This is a genomic window from Neisseria sp. HMSC075C10 (genome assembly GCF_001815615.1).
Classification (GTDB): Bacteria; Pseudomonadota; Gammaproteobacteria; order Burkholderiales; family Neisseriaceae; genus Neisseria; species Neisseria subflava_A.
Map to the genome: position 1 here is coordinate 1 of NZ_KV821227.1, position 15955 is coordinate 15955.

At 47.6% G+C, this 15955-nt stretch carries 15 protein-coding genes; 2 read left to right on the plus strand and 13 right to left on the minus strand.

What is annotated here, in order from left to right; all coding sequences use genetic code 11:
* On the minus strand, window positions 1–555 hold a 555-nt coding region (locus HMPREF3047_RS00275), incomplete at its 3' end, for a tyrosine-protein phosphatase (RefSeq protein WP_070711779.1).
* Window positions 556–680: 125 nt separating this feature from the next.
* Here HMPREF3047_RS00275 and mnmC point away from each other — a divergent pair.
* Window positions 681–2291, plus strand: a complete 1611-nt coding sequence (gene mnmC, locus HMPREF3047_RS00280; protein ID WP_070711782.1) for an FAD-dependent 5-carboxymethylaminomethyl-2-thiouridine(34) oxidoreductase MnmC1 — start codon at window positions 681–683, stop codon at window positions 2289–2291.
* Window positions 2292–2406: 115 nt separating this feature from the next.
* Here the strand turns inward: mnmC and HMPREF3047_RS00285 are convergent, their stop codons facing one another.
* The 11 genes from HMPREF3047_RS00285 to HMPREF3047_RS00335 form a co-directional block, all read right to left on the minus strand.
* Complete coding sequence (locus HMPREF3047_RS00285) at window positions 2407–3354, minus strand: IS110 family RNA-guided transposase (protein WP_070583839.1); 948 nt, start codon at window positions 3352–3354, stop codon at window positions 2407–2409.
* Between the two features lie 545 nt (window positions 3355–3899).
* Complete coding sequence (locus HMPREF3047_RS00290) at window positions 3900–5075, minus strand: zonular occludens toxin domain-containing protein (RefSeq protein ID WP_070583838.1); 1176 nt, start codon at window positions 5073–5075, stop codon at window positions 3900–3902.
* A gap of 9 nt (window positions 5076–5084) precedes the next feature.
* Entirely contained in the window at window positions 5085–5366 is a 282-nt protein-coding gene (locus HMPREF3047_RS00295; RefSeq protein WP_070583837.1) for a DUF2523 family protein, read from the minus strand.
* 1 nt (window position 5367) lies between these two features.
* Window positions 5368–7158 carry a virulence factor TspB C-terminal domain-related protein gene (locus HMPREF3047_RS00300; RefSeq protein ID WP_070583836.1) on the minus strand — a complete coding sequence of 597 codons (1791 nt, stop codon included), beginning with the start codon at window positions 7156–7158 and terminating at the stop codon, window positions 5368–5370.
* Window positions 7148–7450, minus strand: a complete 303-nt coding sequence (locus HMPREF3047_RS00305; protein WP_070583835.1) for a hypothetical protein — start codon at window positions 7448–7450, stop codon at window positions 7148–7150. Before HMPREF3047_RS00305 ends, HMPREF3047_RS00300 begins: the two co-directional genes overlap by 11 nt.
* 8 nt (window positions 7451–7458) lie before the next feature.
* Window positions 7459–7680, minus strand: coding sequence for a hypothetical protein (locus HMPREF3047_RS00310; protein WP_070583834.1), 222 nt, complete (start codon window positions 7678–7680; stop codon window positions 7459–7461).
* An 87-nt stretch (window positions 7681–7767) separates the two neighbouring features.
* The gene (locus HMPREF3047_RS00315) at window positions 7768–8037 is read right to left on the minus strand and encodes a hypothetical protein (RefSeq protein ID WP_070583833.1); all 270 of its coding nucleotides are present in this window, start codon (window positions 8035–8037) and stop codon (window positions 7768–7770) included.
* Between the two features lie 159 nt (window positions 8038–8196).
* On the minus strand, window positions 8197–9090 hold the full coding sequence (locus HMPREF3047_RS00320; protein WP_070711785.1) for a rolling circle replication-associated protein: 894 nt from the start codon (window positions 9088–9090) through the stop codon (window positions 8197–8199).
* Complete coding sequence (locus HMPREF3047_RS00325; protein WP_070583831.1) at window positions 9087–9305, minus strand: hypothetical protein; 219 nt, start codon at window positions 9303–9305, stop codon at window positions 9087–9089. The genes HMPREF3047_RS00320 and HMPREF3047_RS00325 overlap by 4 nt, the downstream gene beginning before the upstream one ends.
* A 288-nt stretch (window positions 9306–9593) precedes the next feature.
* Entirely contained in the window at window positions 9594–12011 is a 2418-nt protein-coding gene (locus tag HMPREF3047_RS00330) for a TonB-dependent hemoglobin/transferrin/lactoferrin family receptor (protein WP_070711788.1), read from the minus strand.
* 53 nt (window positions 12012–12064) lie between these two features.
* On the minus strand, window positions 12065–13060 hold the full coding sequence (locus HMPREF3047_RS00335; protein ID WP_070711791.1) for a Slam-dependent surface lipoprotein: 996 nt from the start codon (window positions 13058–13060) through the stop codon (window positions 12065–12067).
* A 367-nt stretch (window positions 13061–13427) separates the two neighbouring features.
* Here HMPREF3047_RS00335 and HMPREF3047_RS00340 point away from each other — a divergent pair, with 367 nt between their 5' ends.
* Window positions 13428–14969: a surface lipoprotein assembly modifier gene (locus HMPREF3047_RS00340; protein ID WP_070711795.1), complete on the plus strand. Its 1542-nt coding sequence runs from the start codon at window positions 13428–13430 to the stop codon at window positions 14967–14969.
* Between the two features lie 120 nt (window positions 14970–15089).
* On the opposite strand, the gene HMPREF3047_RS00345 is transcribed toward HMPREF3047_RS00340, so the two are convergent.
* Window positions 15090–15713, minus strand: a complete 624-nt coding sequence (locus HMPREF3047_RS00345) for a biliverdin-producing heme oxygenase (RefSeq protein WP_070711798.1) — start codon at window positions 15711–15713, stop codon at window positions 15090–15092.
* Between the last annotated feature and the right edge of the window lie 242 nt (window positions 15714–15955).

Below are 15955 nucleotides of genomic sequence, written 5' to 3' on the forward strand. Positions count from 1 at the left end.
GGATTTTGGGGAATTTTGCAAAGGTCTCAGCTTGGCAATATTTTTCCAAATGCTGTGATAACCGTAAGGCCCATGTTGCATTTCGGCTTTTGCCTCTTCTACCGACCAGCCTTGATAGATGATGCGGTACATTCCGGCAATCAAACCAGTACGGTCTGCACCGTGATAACAGTGGATAAGCACTGCGCCGTTTTGCTGTTGTTTTTCAATCAAGTATAGGATTTCCGCAATCTCTTTCGGCTTAATGCTCCATGACAGCAACGGACGGTTTAGCAAGGTCAAACCATGCGCTTTCAAATGGTCGTCATCGTTGCGGTCGAAAAAGCGCAAGTTGATCACGCTTTGAATGCCCAGTTTGACGATGGCTTCCCCATCTTCGGCAACAGGCTGCTCGCTGCGGTAAAGCTTGTCGTCAATACGATAAAGGTTGGCATCGTGTTTGACGGGGGTTGCCCAGCGTTCGGACTGAGCGGCTTTGCTGCCGTTATCCGGCGGCGCGGACGAGCAAGCGATGGGCAAGCCGGAAGCGAGAAGGCACAATAAAAGACGGCGCATAAAATTCCTGTATGAAAATCAATTGAAAATCAAAATATCATGCGATTCTATCAAAACCCGTTCGGATATTCTATCCGCGCAAACCGCGTTACAATAAAGCCTCTTTTTTCAGACGGCCTTTCATCATGACCTGCCTTGCTTGGAACACCACGCCTTCCCTTGCTACCCTTTGCCGCGCGATCGAACAACATACCGCGCCGCTTTATTTGATTGTCTGCCTGCCTGAAAACCATATTCCCGATTTTCCGCTGTCCAATCATCCCTCCGAGCTTGAAGGCTGTCTGAACAACCGTCTCGTTCAAGCCGTGAAATGTCTTCAGTTCAACAGCGTCAACGTTTTAGAAAACCTATTGCCTGATGTGCATCTCTGGCTGGTTCCACCACACCGCGCCGACCGCTTACACGAACATTTCCATCATATCGAATGGCAAACCGAAGCCATATCCCAAGCACACCCCTCTCCTCTGAAACCTTGGTTCAGACGGCCTGAACATCAAGCTGCGCCCGAACACGTACTGATTATCGGCGCAGGCATCGCCGGTGCAGCGACCGCACGCAAACTGGCAGAGCACGGCGTACGCGTTACAGTTTTGGAGGCAGGCAAAGCGGCGCAGGCAGGCAGCGGCAACCGCCAAGGCTTGCTCTACGCCAAAATCTCGCCACACGATACCGAACAAACCGAGCTGCTGCTGACAGGCTACGGCTACACGCACCGATTGTTGGAAGACTTGCTGCCTGATTCTGACGTATGGGGCGGCGACGGCGTATTGCATTTGAATTTTGACGAAAGCGAACGCAAACGCAATCAAGCCTTGGGTTTGCAACACCAGCATAAACACCTCTACCGCAGCGTATCCGCCGAAGAGGCTGCGCACATTGCAGGCATGGACGTATTTTCAGACGGCCTTTATTGGCCGCAAGGCGTATGGCTGAATCCGCCTGCCGTCGTTCATACCTTATTGAATCATCCGCTGATTGAGTTGCACGAACACTCGCCGCTGACTGCCGTATCGCATGACGGCACACAATGGACGGCACACACGCCAAACGCGCATTTCAATTCCAGCCATATCGTTTACTGTATGGGCGCGCACAGCCCGACTGCTGCCGACACCAATCTCTCCGCCCTGCCTTTCCGCCAAATCCGCGGCCAAACCGGCGTTGTGTCCGCCAGCCCGTTTTCACAAAAACTGCGTTGCGCCATTTCCGGCGAAAGCTACATCAGCCCGAGCTGGCAAGGCCGCCACTGCTACGGCGCGACATTTATCCTGAATAGCAACGATGAAACTTGGTATCCGCACGAAGAAAGCGAAAACCGCACCGCCCTGCAACAGCTCAATCCGCCATTGGCACAATCCCTGTTTGAGCAAGATTCGTTTTCAGACGGCCTTCAAGACACACAAGGCCATGCCGCCCTGCGTTGCGACAGCCTCGACCACTTGCCCGTTGTCGGCGCACTCGGCGACATTGCCGCCATGCAGTCCGCCTATGCCAAGCTGGCATTGGACAAAAACTACCGCCTCGACAATATCCCCTGCCCTTACCTGCCCAATGCCTACATCAATACGGCACACGGCACGCGAGGCCTGGCGACAGCCCCCATCTGCGCCGCCGCCATTGCGGCCGAAATACTCGGCTTGCCGCACCCACTATCGCAAAGACTGAGAACCGCGCTACACCCCAACCGCGCCATCATCCGCGCGATTGTTCGGCAGTATCCGTTGTTGTCCGTTTAAAATTTTCGTTTTAAATAAAAAAGATAGTGTATTACACCGTCAACAACATTTACATATCTTAAAGATACACAAGGTCTACGCCCCGATTTTTCGGGGCGTTTTTTCATGCCGATGTCTAATTTCGGTATCGGGAACGGTCGTAATCTTTACCTGTTTTATACAGTTGGTAGGCAATAACGGCAAGTTTGCGCATGATGGCGACTATTATCAGCTTCGGGGGCTTCCCCCTCGCTTTGAGACGAGCTGTAAAGGCTGGAAATGCGTTCATACGGTAGGCGACAAGTGCGGGCATATATAGGGCTTTACGGGCGTTCTTTTGTCCCTGTTTGGATATTCGGGGCTTTCCTTTGACGCTTGTTCCCGAATCTTTGATTTTTGGATCTAAACCGAGATATGCGGCAAATTGGTTTTGATTGGCAAAGTCGTAGCGTGTGAGTTTGGCGAGCAGGACGGAAGCGGCAGATTCGCCTATACCGTCTATGGTTTTCAGGCGGTTCTTCTTTTCGTTGTATATTGGATTTTGGCGGTAGAAGTCTTTGAGTTCGTTTTGTACGGTTGTTATAAGTCTGTTCAGATGGTCTATGGTGGTCTGTATGTGATGGCGGATAGTATCGGGGGCGGTTTGGTGTTTGGTCTGCTCTGCGGCTCTCTGCTGCTTAAGGCGGGCTATATAGTCTGTAATGGCTTGGAGGTATTTTTGCTCTTCTGTCGGCGGCTGCCATTCTTTGGGCTGCATTCGTCGGCAGTATTCGGCTATCAGCCTCGCGTCCTGTCGGTCGGTCTTGGTTCGTGTCTGTTCGGCTTCTCTAAAGCCTTTTATCTTGCTTGGATTGACTATGCTTACGATGTGTTTCTGTCTTAAGTGGGCGGCTATGGCTTCGTGGTAGATTCCTGTCGCTTCGCAACAGCAATGCACCGTTTCAGTGGTGTACTCCTGTATCCAGTCGTCCAACCGTCTGAATCCGTCCTCTATGTTGTCAAACCTCCGTTCATAAAAAATGCTGTCTGAAATCAGACAGCAGTCTATGGTTTTCTTTGATACGTCTATCCCTAAGTAGTACATTGTTTTGCCTTATTTATTCAGGCTCGTAGCCTTGTATAGTGTTCAAACTTGTTATGTACGGAAGCCCGCGCTTCTATCTTTTTTCCAAGCTATGGCTTCGGTCGTGCTTCGGAAGTCGCGGGCTGCGGTTCGGGTCATGAATCCGAACCCCTGAAAGGGCGGTTTTCCCGCTCAGGGCTTGGAACTCTGCGTTTTGCCTTCGGTGACCCTCCGGGGGCGTTCGCCACGTGGCAGAGGGTGGGGTAAAAAACACACCCCACCCCTTGCGGGCAGCGTCTTTGGGTGGGTTAGCGTCAAGGGGTATCCAAAAAGATTTATAAAGGCAAAAAGCACGCCTTTACAAATCTTTCTGGACGTCCTCCCCCTGACTTGTGTTAGGGTGTTCTATTTGGCTACGTTATATCCATAATAAATAATTACTGCTGCTCCTATTAACGACATTATGCACATCGGCAGAACGAAATATTTAAAAAATCCTCGCCAGCCTTTACGCTCATAGGTCGTTGCCGCCCATATCCCTAAAAAAAACGCCAATCCCGCATTCATCAATTTACCTTTCCACCCACATTCGTCAGGGCTTTATCATTGTATCCGTCATACATCAGATTTTGCGGGGTTGCCCCGCCCATTGTCAAGACCTGCGGGGCGTCGGGAGTGTATGCGGTCTCAGTCGGTTTTACAGCTTCTGCCGTCTTCGTTTTGTAGGGATTAAATGGTAAACCGTCTTTGACGTAGTTCAGGCAGGTTTGTTTGCCGATGTCTTTAATCTTCGTGCCTTGGTCGGTGTAGCAGGTGCAGCGGTTCTCTGCTTTGATACAGGCGGCAGGCCAAGGCATGACTTTTACGGCTTTGTTCATGCCGTCGTATATCGGTGCGGTTTCGGGGCGTTCGGCGATACGAGGCTGATAGTCTTCTTCTGTCAGATGGGGCTTTGGCGGTTCTGACGGCGTTTGCACCTTTGCGGCTGCGTACTGCCCCGCTGCGCCGTCGTCCGCCGCGGGAGCGGCTGCCGCCTGCGCTTCGGGGCTTGCCGCTTGCGCGGCAACGTGTGCCTGTGCCGTTTGTCCCGCTGTTTCTATTGGTTTTTCCATATTTTTCCAAAAGGAAGCGAAATAATACAAACCTCCACCAAGCATGGCTATTGCGATGGGTATCAGGTACAGAACCTTGCTACGCTTGGTTCTGATTTTGGTGTGTTCTTCAGCGGACTTGTACAGCCCATACACGCTTTTATCAAGCCTATACACGCTGATTAGGGCTTCCCTGATGTTTGCCCTGCTTTCAGGGTCTTTTGCGCCGCCTGTCGTCCATTCGAGCTTACGGCGCAGTCCTAAATTAGTCTTGCCGAAATGGGTGTGGTGTTCTATCAGTCCGCGCAAATGGACGTCTATCAGACGGGGATGTTGAGTTATCAAGAGGAAATCAAGACCACGGTGTCTATGTGTTTCAAGTTCGGCGACGTAGTCAGGTACTTTCGAACCGCTAGGACGTGGGCGGAATATGCGTTGGCATTCGTCAACAACGATAATCGCGCCCGGCGGTGCCCACTTCGGCCATGTCTGAATGCTTTCTCCTTCTGGTATTTCTTCATGTGGTATTTTCAGGTCAAGAATGCCGTCTACATAAAGCGGACGATTCATAAAGTCTTTTTGCTTGGCAAGCATGGAAACGACTTTCAGGGTTTTGCCCGAACCCGGTACGCCTGTTAACAGATATAACATGTTTTCTTCCTATTTCGACTGAATGATGGTAGACAGTTTTTTAAAGCCTTTTATGGATATTACGAAGCTGAACGCACCAAATATCCAATTCAGAATGACACCGAATCCCGCTATATACAGTATTTGCAAGGCTTCGTCGGGGAAACCGCCGATACTACGGCTTATTTCGTTAATGAAATAATCCTGCAAAGCATTCAGTCCTGTTACTGAAATAAAACTTAAACCTACGGCGGTCAGTATGCGCCCTGCTACAGACATAAGAACGCCTGTTATCAATGAAGCCCAGTTCATTTCACAATTCCTTTACGGATTCATATACAAAATAGGCGCAGGTCAGCACGCATATAGCGATGAAGATGGGGCGCAGTTTGCGTGCCAAGTCGCACAACGGGTCATAGCTGAACTCTACCTGTCCCAATGCACCGAAGTCTACGGAGCGGGGAGCGGGACACTTCCCGTCAGACTGGAATACGTCCAAAGGCTTGAAATTCAGGTCTATGGTCTGTTCAGGTAGTTGGATGTCTTCACCACTCGGCATACATTGCGCAGCATTCGGGTTTTTCTGACAAAAATCTTTTTCTTTGTCATTTTGATTCTGTTTATTTTGACTGTTCGACTCATTCGGTGTGTTTGGCGAATTCGGACTATTTGGTGCGTTTGGCGTGTCTGGACTCTCCTGTCTGCTCGGTGTTGTCTTTTCGGGCTTATTTGGTGCTTCTGGACTGTTTGGCTTTAAATCTGGACGTGGCACATAATCAACGCCCACAGTGCCATCTTGATTCATTTTGAATCTTGTTTGTTGTGGGGTGCTACTGCCTTCGGGTGTGTACGGCGCACTAAGCGCAGTATCAGGGCTGAATGTGCTTTGATCGGCAGATTGATTCATAACGCCCATTTTTGCCAGTTGGTTCATCAATTCTGCATGGTTTGTCTGATTGTTCTCAAGCATGCGTTTGAGGATGTCTAACATTTCTTTTTGTGTCAGCATAAAATCTTCGGCTTTTACTTCGCTTTGATTTTGTGCGAGTTTCTTTTTTTCTGCTTCTGGAACTGTACCTTCTTTATATGAATTGTAATAAACAATGACATATTTATCCGATGGAGTACTAACAGAAATTCTTGAAGGTGTTGCATTTGGAATGTCTATATCAACATGAGATACAAAACGACCTAAATATGCAGGAGAATTGTTCAAAGTATTACCTTCAGAACCATTGATATTGATTTCAGATTTAGAATAAAAAACATAATTTTGATAACTACTATCTATCTTTACTATCAGTTGATATTTAATCATTCCATTCTTTTTTGCTTCTTCGTCTTTCTTCTGTTCTTCTTTCTTCTGTTGGTCTTTTTGTTGCGCTTTTTGTGCTGCTTCGGCTGCTTTTTTAGCTGCTGCGTTTGCTACTGCTTTTTGATAGTTGCCTTGTGCTTCTGCTTCGCGTTGGGCTTGTGCTGCTTTCTGAATCGCATTAGATATTTGTTCTTGTGATGCCCCATCTCTTAATCCTGTTTTGTCTAAAAAAGAATTAATACCTGACCCGAGTCCAGTAATATCTAGTTTAGATAAACCTGTCAGAATTGCACCGACACCATTACGCGCAGCCATAGCCCAATCGCCATTTTTTATGTCTCTATATGTCCAAGCTGCATAATCAGAACCAATAGCCCCACCCATAGCAGTAGCACCGGCCAATGTCCCACCCAATACAGTTTCAACTTTACCAACGTTCACCCGTTGATTAACATTTGTGTTCATCGTGCCAGTTTCGCCATATCGGCCTGTAACCGTTACAGTTTTGCCTTGGCTACCATTAATATTTCCGCCATTTTTAGTTACTGTCGGTTTGCCGTTGTTCTGTACATCAACTTTCCAAATGCCTGTTTTTGGATCGTAGCCACGACGTTGCAGGGCTTGGTCACTTGGGAAACCTGCGTTTTGATGTTGTGCCGGCGGGGGCAATCCTACTTCTGCCCATGCCTGCCCTACGACCAAGAGCGAGCCAAGACATACAGAAAGACGGCTAATGTTATGGGCTTTACAATACCCAATAAAAATGCTGATTCGGGTGTCATTCTTCATTTCTTTCTCTCTGCCATAAAACCAGTTTCACAATAACGACAACTGCAAAAAGTGAAATCATTGCAAACATCATCTGTGTGCCGATTTGTTCGCCGAGACGGTAATATTTCATGCTGTCGCACTGCGGAAACTGAAGTTTTACGGTCTGTTCGTTATAAGTCCAAGTCTGCCCGTTAAAAACGAGGTGATGCAGCACCCCGTCTTTGTCTACGGTCGGTACGACTTGGGTCATCACTTCGTTTGTTGCCTGCTCTGCCGTTTCATGACAGATTCGACCGACCTGATAACCCATGTTGCACCTTATGCGGAACGTTTCACAGCGGATTTGATAACACTGATTGAAACGGCGGCAACGGCGAGGGCAATCGCTACAGCACCGACGGAAATAATGCCTGTTTTCAACGCGCCCAATTCGGTTTTAGCGGCATCAACCAGGCCGTTATCATCGGCAAATGCCAATACTGGCAATGCTGCAACGGTTACAAATGCGGCTGCTTGTTGAAATTTGGTTTTGATACTCATGATGTTTTCCTTTATGGAGTTAAAAAAATGGTTATGGCGGTGTTTCGGGGTCAAGTCAGGGGACACCGCCGAACCCCTGAAACTGGTTTATGATTCGTCAGAATAGTAGATGTTGTCTTTAAATGCACGAGGAAACACTTGCATGGAGACGATTTGCTGTGGCTTGTAGCCTTCATACTTTTCAGGGTGTTTTGTGCGAACTTCGCAAAGGCGGGTTTCCGTGTCTGAACGGATAATCAGACCGACATAGTGAGTCTTGCTGAATGTGCCGTCTTGGTTTTTGCGTTCACGTGTGAACATTCGATCAAAAGAGGCGATAACAAACATACCTTGTCGGCGTTCTGTTTCTTGTGTCATGTTTTTTCCTTTCTTTAAGGTCTGGGTTACTGGTATTCAACGGTTCGGGGGCGGGACGGGAGGGGCGCTCACACACGGCTTGCGCCGTTCGCCTTACTTCGTAAGTGCGGTTTCGCGCCCATCCCGCCCCCGAACCAAAATCAACGGTTACGGGTTTCGCTACATATTGATGATGGTTTCTCGGTTTTTAAATGCCCATTTCGGGCTTAGGACAGAGGCTAAGACGGTGTTGTAATTGTCTTGGGTAATTCTGGGCAGGGCTGCGCGGTGTTTCCATTCGGCCACGAGGTTCAGATAGCTTTCTACCTGCTCAACCCACTTTTTTAGCTTGCGTCTCCACTCTTTCGAACCTTTGGACACAAAAGCAAAATTGCTGTTTGCCACTTTCCAAACGGATTTTTTATCCATGCTGGTACGCACGAGCCTATAACCTTTGTCTTCTGGCAGGCGGATGTTGATGTGTTTGCTGATGTATTTGGATACGTATCGCGCCAAGCCTTTGCTGTTGGTTTTGACCGGCAACAGTTCAGTACGGCCAAAGCCGTATTTGTGGACGTTTTCGCGGAGCAATGCCCACAGTTGGCGCAATGTGGGATTGGCCGAGCTGTATCTGCCTGCGGCGATTTCGCGGAAATTCAGGCCGCGCCGTATATCGACACGAGTATTTACGATTAAGTGGAAATGGATACGGCCTTTCTTCGTGCGCTCGTATACGCAGACGTATTCGGGGAAATGGCGTTTTAGAAAGTTGGTTCTTAAGCTATGGAAACGACGTTGCGCTTCTTTCGGGTCGGTTACGTCATCGGCAAAAGTCAGGGTTAGAAAGCCGACTTTGTTCAGGCCAAAGGCTTCGATGAACGCTTTGACGTTCATTTCTAGGGCGGTAGTGGATTTTTTGTAAGAAGTTGAAAACTCGTTCAGCGTGTCCGCTTTACGGTTTTCATACTGACTTGGCAACTGCTTGATTTCGCCGCTGTTTGCGGTCTCAATGCAGTTGTTACTATTAAGACAAGGAAGAGCGCGTTCCGCGCTGCGCGAAGCGGAACGGTTCATGATTGCACCTCCGCCATCAGTGCGGATACGCTTAATTGACCGTATAAATCGGCTTCGCCGTAAGTGATTTGGGGATTGTTGGGATTGCGGATAGAAAAAGCTTTTGTTTCCAAGCAATCAAGCGTTCCGCAGGTCTCAGAAAACAGGCGGAAGATGTAGGCAACGGGATTTTTTTCGGGTTGCGGTGTAATTGTGTAGTAGGCAAATTTTGACATTTCAGACCCCTTGAAAAGTCGGCTAATCGGAACTTGTCAAGGGGTTTTGTTTGTAATTTACACTCCCTTAACGGAGTGCAATATATAAGTGCAATATATAAGGCCGTCTGAAAGTCATCAAAACTTTCAGACGGCCTTTAGCTATCCGTTAACTGCTTAGAATTTCCATTCCAGCGATACAGCGTAATTGCGGCCTGGGGCGCGGTAGCGGTCTAAGCCTTTGCCATCGCGGTCAACCCCGTTGGTGGTGCTGTAGCTGTACCAACCTTCCTTTCTGTTCTAATTACCTTAGAACTTAGCTTCAAGCGTGAAGTTGTAGCTTCTGCCGGGGGAGGTGAAGCGTTCTATACCGGCATGGGTTTTGTTGTCAACGCGGTTGACTGTACCGAATTCGCGGATGCTGCGCAGCGATTCCCAAGTATAGTATTTTTTGTTGCCGATGTTGTACGCACCGGCGCGCAGGGTGAAGTATTTGCCCAAGTTGACGTAGCCTGTCAGGTCGAAAAGCGTATAGGCTTTGCTGTGCTTGGCAAATGGCCATGGGTTGTTCAAATCATCACTGCTGTGAACGGTGTCAGACGGTTTTTTAGCTGCGGTGTGTGTCAGGTACGCATTGATACCCCAGCGTTTGGAGGGAGCATCGTAGCCCAAATTGTAAACGGCAGACCACGGGGAAAGGGCGTTAATCGGGATTTCCTGTCCGTTGGTTTGTTTGGCTTTGCCTTTGATGTAGCTGACATTAACACCTGCGTGCGTGCCTTGCGGCAAACCGATGCTGTCAAGGTTCCATGTGCCGTTAAATTCCAAACCTTTCACCCATGCGGAGGAACGGTTTTGGTTTTGCCAAACGGGTGAGCTGACCAATGCGGTACCGTCGGAAATCGGCGCGTAATTAGGGCTGTTGGGATTATCGGAAGATACGCCCATGTAGGTCAGTTCGATAAAGTTGCGGTAGCGGGTTTGGAAGCCGGAGAGTTTAAAGTTTCCGGCTTTGCCACTGCCGGCAAGTCCCAGTTCGAAGTTTTTGGCGGTTTCTGCCTTAAGGTTAGGGTTTGCTTTAAGGTAGAAGTCAGGATGCGGGAACAATAGCCAGGTTTCGTCTGAAGTCGGCGCGCGGAAGCCAGTGCTATATTTTGCCAAAAGATTCAGACGCGGCGTGAATTTCCAGTCTAATCCTAAACCGTAGCTGAAACCGCTGTGTTTACGCTCGCTGCCAAGATAGGGGATTTGACCGCGGATGGCAGGGGTATAGTTGGGGTTGTCCTTGGCTTTGCTGCTGCTGTTGTCGTAGCGAAGCCCGGCATTGAGGCGGTATTGGCTGCTGTCGCCGAATTGGAAGGTGTTGTTCCAGTAGGCAAAACGGTTTTTGGACGAGCTTTCGACCAGCATAGTCAATTCTTGGTTGTTGGACGTTTGGTATTTCGGGTCATATAGGCGTACCCAATAGCTATGGTCGCTATTACCGTTATCGTTTTTGGAGCCACCTAATCCGTATTGCATTGCCCATACCGATTTGGAGAAGTCGATTTGTTTTTCGGCATCGGCACCGAATTGGGTATTTTTTTGACGGATGTTGCGGAACATATGGTACACGTCGCTGTTGACACCGTTACGGCCATAATCCGTCGGCAAGTCCCAGGTCCAAGTGCTCATGTCGATGGTTTGACGGTCGTAACGCAGGTTGAGGTTGTCCCATGGTCCTTTGTCAAGTTGGTTTTTGTATTCGAAACCGATGCGTTTGCGGTAGGAAATATCTTGACGGGAACGGGTGTCGCCCAGTGCGTCGCCTTTCCAGTCTGCCGCCCACATATTGGACAATTCAATCGTCGTGCGGTCGGTGCGTGAATCTTCGTAAATCCAGCCGATACGGTTTTTATCGTTGAAGTTGTAACCCAGTTTGAACAGGGTGCTTTTGTTTTCCCAGTCTTGAGGGTCAGGTTTGCTGCGCGCTACACCGCGGCTGCCGTAGTTGGTCATACCAGCATTCGGACTCCAGCTTTGTTTGTTGTCAGTGATGACGGTATCGGCAGCGTCGCTGTTGTTTTTGGTTTCTTTACCGAAACGGCGGGTGTAGACCATCAATGCGTCCAGACCCAACCAGGTTCCTGCGGCGGTTATGCTGCTGAATTTTTGGCTGTTGCGTCCGATATAGCCGCCTTTAATGCCTAAGTGGTAGGGTTTTTCTTCGGAAACATAGTCGCTTGCGGATTTGGTTTTGTAGTTGACGGCACCGCCCAATGCGCCGCTGCCGGATTTAAGCGAGTCCGCGCCTTTGTTAAGGGTTACTTCCGAAAAGTTTTCGGGTTCGGAAGTGTTGCGGTTTGCATTGAAGTTGCCGTATGCACCGAACAACTCTTGAAACGCTTCAGACGACCTGCTTTCTGCTTGTGCCAGTCCGTCCACGTTGATGGCAACGCGGTCTTTATCGACACCGCGTATGGTAAAGCCGTTGGAACCGGAACGTCCGCCTTCAACGACGCTGATGCCCGGATCGTAACGCACCAAGTCGCTTTCATCGGAGACCATTTGTTTATCCAAAACCTGACGGCGGATTTTCTCTTCACCGAGTTTTTGTACTTTGCGGCCGCCAATGACTTTGACTTCATTCAACTCCTGATAAGCTTGAGGAATAGGATCGGCCGCTAAGGCAGGGAAAGTTTGGCTGACAATAGCTGCCAGCAGTACAGGTTTAAAATGGAAGGACATTTTTTGCCTCTTAATATATATTGATTATCTATTATGGAATGCTTGATGTGCGGTTACTTGCTGACAGGTGTCAAACTTGTATCCGTCGTATTGCGGTCGTCATCATTCTTCACGCCGCCGAACACGGTATCCAACGATTTATCGGCATCAAAGGTAACTTTACCGCCTATACTGACTTCTGTTTTATCGCCGTTAAATTGACCAAAGAATTTCCCTTCGACTTTGCCGTTTTTACCATCGGATTCGGCAGTGCCTGAGAAATCAACGCCGTTGATGCCTACATCTTTCATCACAACGTCCGGACCGTAATCAGCATTACCTAAAATCGTGCCGCCGAGTTTGTTGGTGTTGAAATTGGCTGTCAGCAGTGAAAGTTTGGGCGTGTTTTTTTCAGACGACCCGGAGGATTTGCCCGGATCGTAGGTTGAGGTAACGATATTGCCGTTGCGGACGCGGACAGCCCAAACTTCGTATGTAGTCTTGCCTTTTGCCACTGTACTGTCTGACGGAGTGTAATAAGACGGTTTCGCCGTTCCGACGGGTTTGCCGCCGATAAACAGGTCTGCCGTGCCGTCTGCATTTATCCATGCGCCGAATTTGAGGTGGTCCTGTTTGGTTGCCGGTGCATAGGTGAATTGTCCCGAACTACTGCAACAGACAAACAGTTTGCCACCTTCAGATAAAGGTTGTCCTTCATGGCGTGTACGAAGGGCATAAGACGGGCTGGAATATGATGGGACAATCGGATCAGAATATGAACTAATATTGTAATAGTTACCAGAAGGGGTTTGATAGACATATTGTTTATCGGTATAGCTGTAGCCCCATGATGTTTTCACTTCGAGTTCCGCTTCACGCAGACTGCCGCCTTTACCGGAAAGGGTATTAATGGTCTTTACTGCATTGCTTTCATCGCTCAGCTTAACATTGGCAATAGGTTGCGCTGTCGGAATAGCAACGGGAACTTTGGGTTCAGATGCACCTCCACCTGCACATGCAGTCAAAATAAAGGTAGTTGCAATAGGCACTATAAATACATTAATTTTCATAACCAATCTCTCTAAAATACAAGCTTCTCAGATACAATAATGATAAGTATTACTAATAATATGCAATATTGTGTAACAAATATTTTATTTTAGCAATACCAATATTTTTTCTATCAGTAGTTAGGGTGAATCTTTATGCTATCCCCTCTCTGTTAAATATATTTACGTAATTTATAATCCTATAAAAATAAATAAGTTATATTTATTTCGTAAATTTGCCGTTATAATGATAAATCTAAATACGAATCTGTATTTTTTATGCAAAAATAAAATCACCTGAGATGTTTCAGGCAGTTTTATGATAAGAGCAAATCCCTTATTAGAAACGATTTGCCCTCAGATATACATATATTTCGGATGACTTTAAATGCTAAAAATAAAACAAAAAATTGTCTCAGCTTCTTTGTGCTACCTATTGCCGTCAGCAGCCTTTGCTGAATTTCCCGAAGAGGGTGTTCGGCAGAATATTTCTTCTCAGAATACTGCTGTACAAGTACAACAGAAACAATGGTTAGATATTCTATCTGAGGAGGAAAGGTCGCCTGAAAAGAATGAGAATATAGGCAGGCCAACTCTGGTTAACGATGATTTTTTAGCGGCAAACCCGCATATTCTTGAAGACGCACTGGTTCAAGCACTTAACAGCAATAGCGCAGACCTGGTTTCCTCGCTTGTCGCCCTTTACCGTAAACAGCCCAACCACAATCCCAAACTGATTGCGCGTACCGATGCTTTGCTGGCAAAGCTGAAAGGACGGACTTCCGAAGCGGTCGAACGTTATCGTACCCTTTATGAATCTGACGTTTCAGACGACCGTATATTGTTGGATTTGGCAGCAGCAGAGTTTCAGGACTATCGCTTGGGTGAGGCAACGATGCATTTTCGCCATGCCGCGCAACGCGATATACCCACCCCCGTTTTGGAAAATGTTAAACGTTTTCAAGAAGCCGTCAAACGGCAGACAGAATGGAAATGGTCTGGCGGAATTAGCCCTGTGCATAACGATAATGCCAACAACGCTGCTCCGCGTTATTGCATCGAAACAAAGGGGCAAAACGCATGCAGTGTTACCCTACCTGTCAGTGCCAACGGCTTGAATTACGAATTGAACACCGAAAAACTTACCCCATTGTATGGGCATCACGCCATCAAATTCCGCGCCAACCTCAGCGGCACAAGCTATTTTTTCGACCGCCAATCGGCTTACGACGATGCGTTCGGCAGGGCTTATTTGGGCTGGCAACGCAAGGACGGCAAACAAACCGTCAGCGTTTTACCGTTTTATCAGGCACAGTTGGCAGGCAGCAGCGAGTTTGACAGCAAAAAAGAAAATAACCGCCGCGTTGCACCTTATATGCTGGCTCACGGAGTTGGCGTACAACTTTCGCATATGGTCAATCTCGGCAATGCGACTCAACTTTACTACTCACTGGAACGCTACCGCCAAAACTATCGGGAAACTGATCGTGCACTGCGCAATGATGGTTGGCACGACAGTACTTATCTTTCCCTGGCTCGCCGTTTTGGCAACACGACTCTGTTCGGCGGTTGGCAATACAACCGCTTTGTTCCTGAAAACAAAAACATACACAATATTGAGAACAATGCAGCCTACCACCGCAACGGTTTCAATATAGGTTGGATACAGCAATGGCAGGTTTTAGGTGGGCTTAACAGCAGACTTACCGCTTCATTTGCCAACCGTCGCTATAAAGGCATTATGGCATTCGGCACGGAGCCGCAACGCAATCGGGAGCGCGCTCTCTCTATCAATCTTAGTCACAACAAATTATCTTATAAAGGCATTACCCCTACTTTGAATTATAGTTATAGTCACACCCGTAGCAATGCACCCTATGCAATGCGTAATATTCATCAATGGTCATTAGGTGGTGAATGGAATTTTTAAAAGAGAATCAAATCTGAGTAGGTATAAGACAGCAACCCGTTCAAACAAAACTTTGTAGTGTAATTAAAGGTCTCTGCAAACATCTACGCCGAGACCTTGTCTGTTTGATTTAATTATTTTTTAGAGTCTGTGCGGTGTCATACCTTCAGGTGCTTCCGCACCTTCCGGCAAACCGAAGGTTTCACGCAGAATCACTTTATAGAATTCAAAAGCTTCGCACGCACCTTGAATGGCTTCCGCCTCGGCTTCGGGAGTCAAGTTCAAAGCGTTCAGATGCTCGACAAAAGCGCGCCAGTGTTTGCCTCGGCCGTTTGGATGAGGAGCTAGGTGGCGTGCGCCGAATTCACCGGTGTATTCGAGTTTTTGAGCGTGTTTGAACAAGAATGCCGCGCCCAAATTAGAACCTTCGGCACAATACAGCCAGCCGATGGCTTTATTACCGGTTTCGTGTGGCAATTCTTTGTCAAATTTGTAAGGCTCTTCGCCCAAGTCTTTCAAGTCTTGAGTCACGGCATCGTAACGCGCCATGTATTCAAGCTCTGGAATGGCTTTGTTCAATTCGGCATCTTTATAGATGTGGTCGACGGCCTTATGGAAAACAGATTGAAGTTTCAAGAATTTGATGTAGTTTTCTTTGCTGGAAAAAGGTTGAACGGACATAACCAAGTTATCAACGCTGTCGTGTGTAACTGTGGTTTGCTCTTTTAAGCGTTTGGCGAAAGTCAGCTCTTGTGTTTCACTCATGATGTTTACTTTGAATTAAGAGACTAATAGTTTCAGATGGTTTCAGACGGCCTTTATGGTTAAAAATCCGTCTAATTTGAAAAGAATCGTTTTAAAAACAAAGAAGATAATTTTTAGCCTACTTCAGGTTCGTTGACCGTGTACCTTACACAAATCTACAAGGATCATCGTGTTTTTAAATATTGAGAATATATCTTATTTTTATCCTAATGGAAATAAACCAAACTAAGACCTATTAATAA

What these genes read in the sequence shown, in the direction of transcription:
- HMPREF3047_RS00345 (WP_070711798.1), bottom strand. Translation starts at nt 15,713, where the DNA reads ATGAGTGAAACACAAGAGCTGACTTTCGCCAAACGCTTAAAAGAGCAA.
- HMPREF3047_RS00290 (WP_070583838.1), bottom strand. Translation starts at nt 5,075, where the DNA reads ATGTTATATCTGTTAACAGGCGTACCGGGTTCGGGCAAAACCCTGAAA.
- HMPREF3047_RS00300 (WP_070583836.1), bottom strand. Translation starts at nt 7,158, where the DNA reads ATGAAGAATGACACCCGAATCAGCATTTTTATTGGGTATTGTAAAGCC.
- HMPREF3047_RS00305 (WP_070583835.1), bottom strand. Translation starts at nt 7,450, where the DNA reads ATGGGTTATCAGGTCGGTCGAATCTGTCATGAAACGGCAGAGCAGGCA.
- HMPREF3047_RS00325 (WP_070583831.1), bottom strand. Translation starts at nt 9,305, where the DNA reads ATGTCAAAATTTGCCTACTACACAATTACACCGCAACCCGAAAAAAAT.
- HMPREF3047_RS00295 (WP_070583837.1), bottom strand. Translation starts at nt 5,366, where the DNA reads ATGAACTGGGCTTCATTGATAACAGGCGTTCTTATGTCTGTAGCAGGG.
- HMPREF3047_RS00285 (WP_070583839.1), bottom strand. Translation starts at nt 3,354, where the DNA reads ATGTACTACTTAGGGATAGACGTATCAAAGAAAACCATAGACTGCTGT.
- mnmC (WP_070711782.1), top strand. Translation starts at nt 681, where the DNA reads ATGACCTGCCTTGCTTGGAACACCACGCCTTCCCTTGCTACCCTTTGC.
- HMPREF3047_RS00315 (WP_070583833.1), bottom strand. Translation starts at nt 8,037, where the DNA reads ATGACACAAGAAACAGAACGCCGACAAGGTATGTTTGTTATCGCCTCT.
- HMPREF3047_RS00335 (WP_070711791.1), bottom strand. Translation starts at nt 13,060, where the DNA reads ATGAAAATTAATGTATTTATAGTGCCTATTGCAACTACCTTTATTTTG.
- HMPREF3047_RS00330 (WP_070711788.1), bottom strand. Translation starts at nt 12,011, where the DNA reads ATGTCCTTCCATTTTAAACCTGTACTGCTGGCAGCTATTGTCAGCCAA.
- HMPREF3047_RS00310 (WP_070583834.1), bottom strand. Translation starts at nt 7,680, where the DNA reads ATGAGTATCAAAACCAAATTTCAACAAGCAGCCGCATTTGTAACCGTT.
- HMPREF3047_RS00320 (WP_070711785.1), bottom strand. Translation starts at nt 9,090, where the DNA reads ATGAACCGTTCCGCTTCGCGCAGCGCGGAACGCGCTCTTCCTTGTCTT.
- HMPREF3047_RS00340 (WP_070711795.1), top strand. Translation starts at nt 13,428, where the DNA reads ATGCTAAAAATAAAACAAAAAATTGTCTCAGCTTCTTTGTGCTACCTA.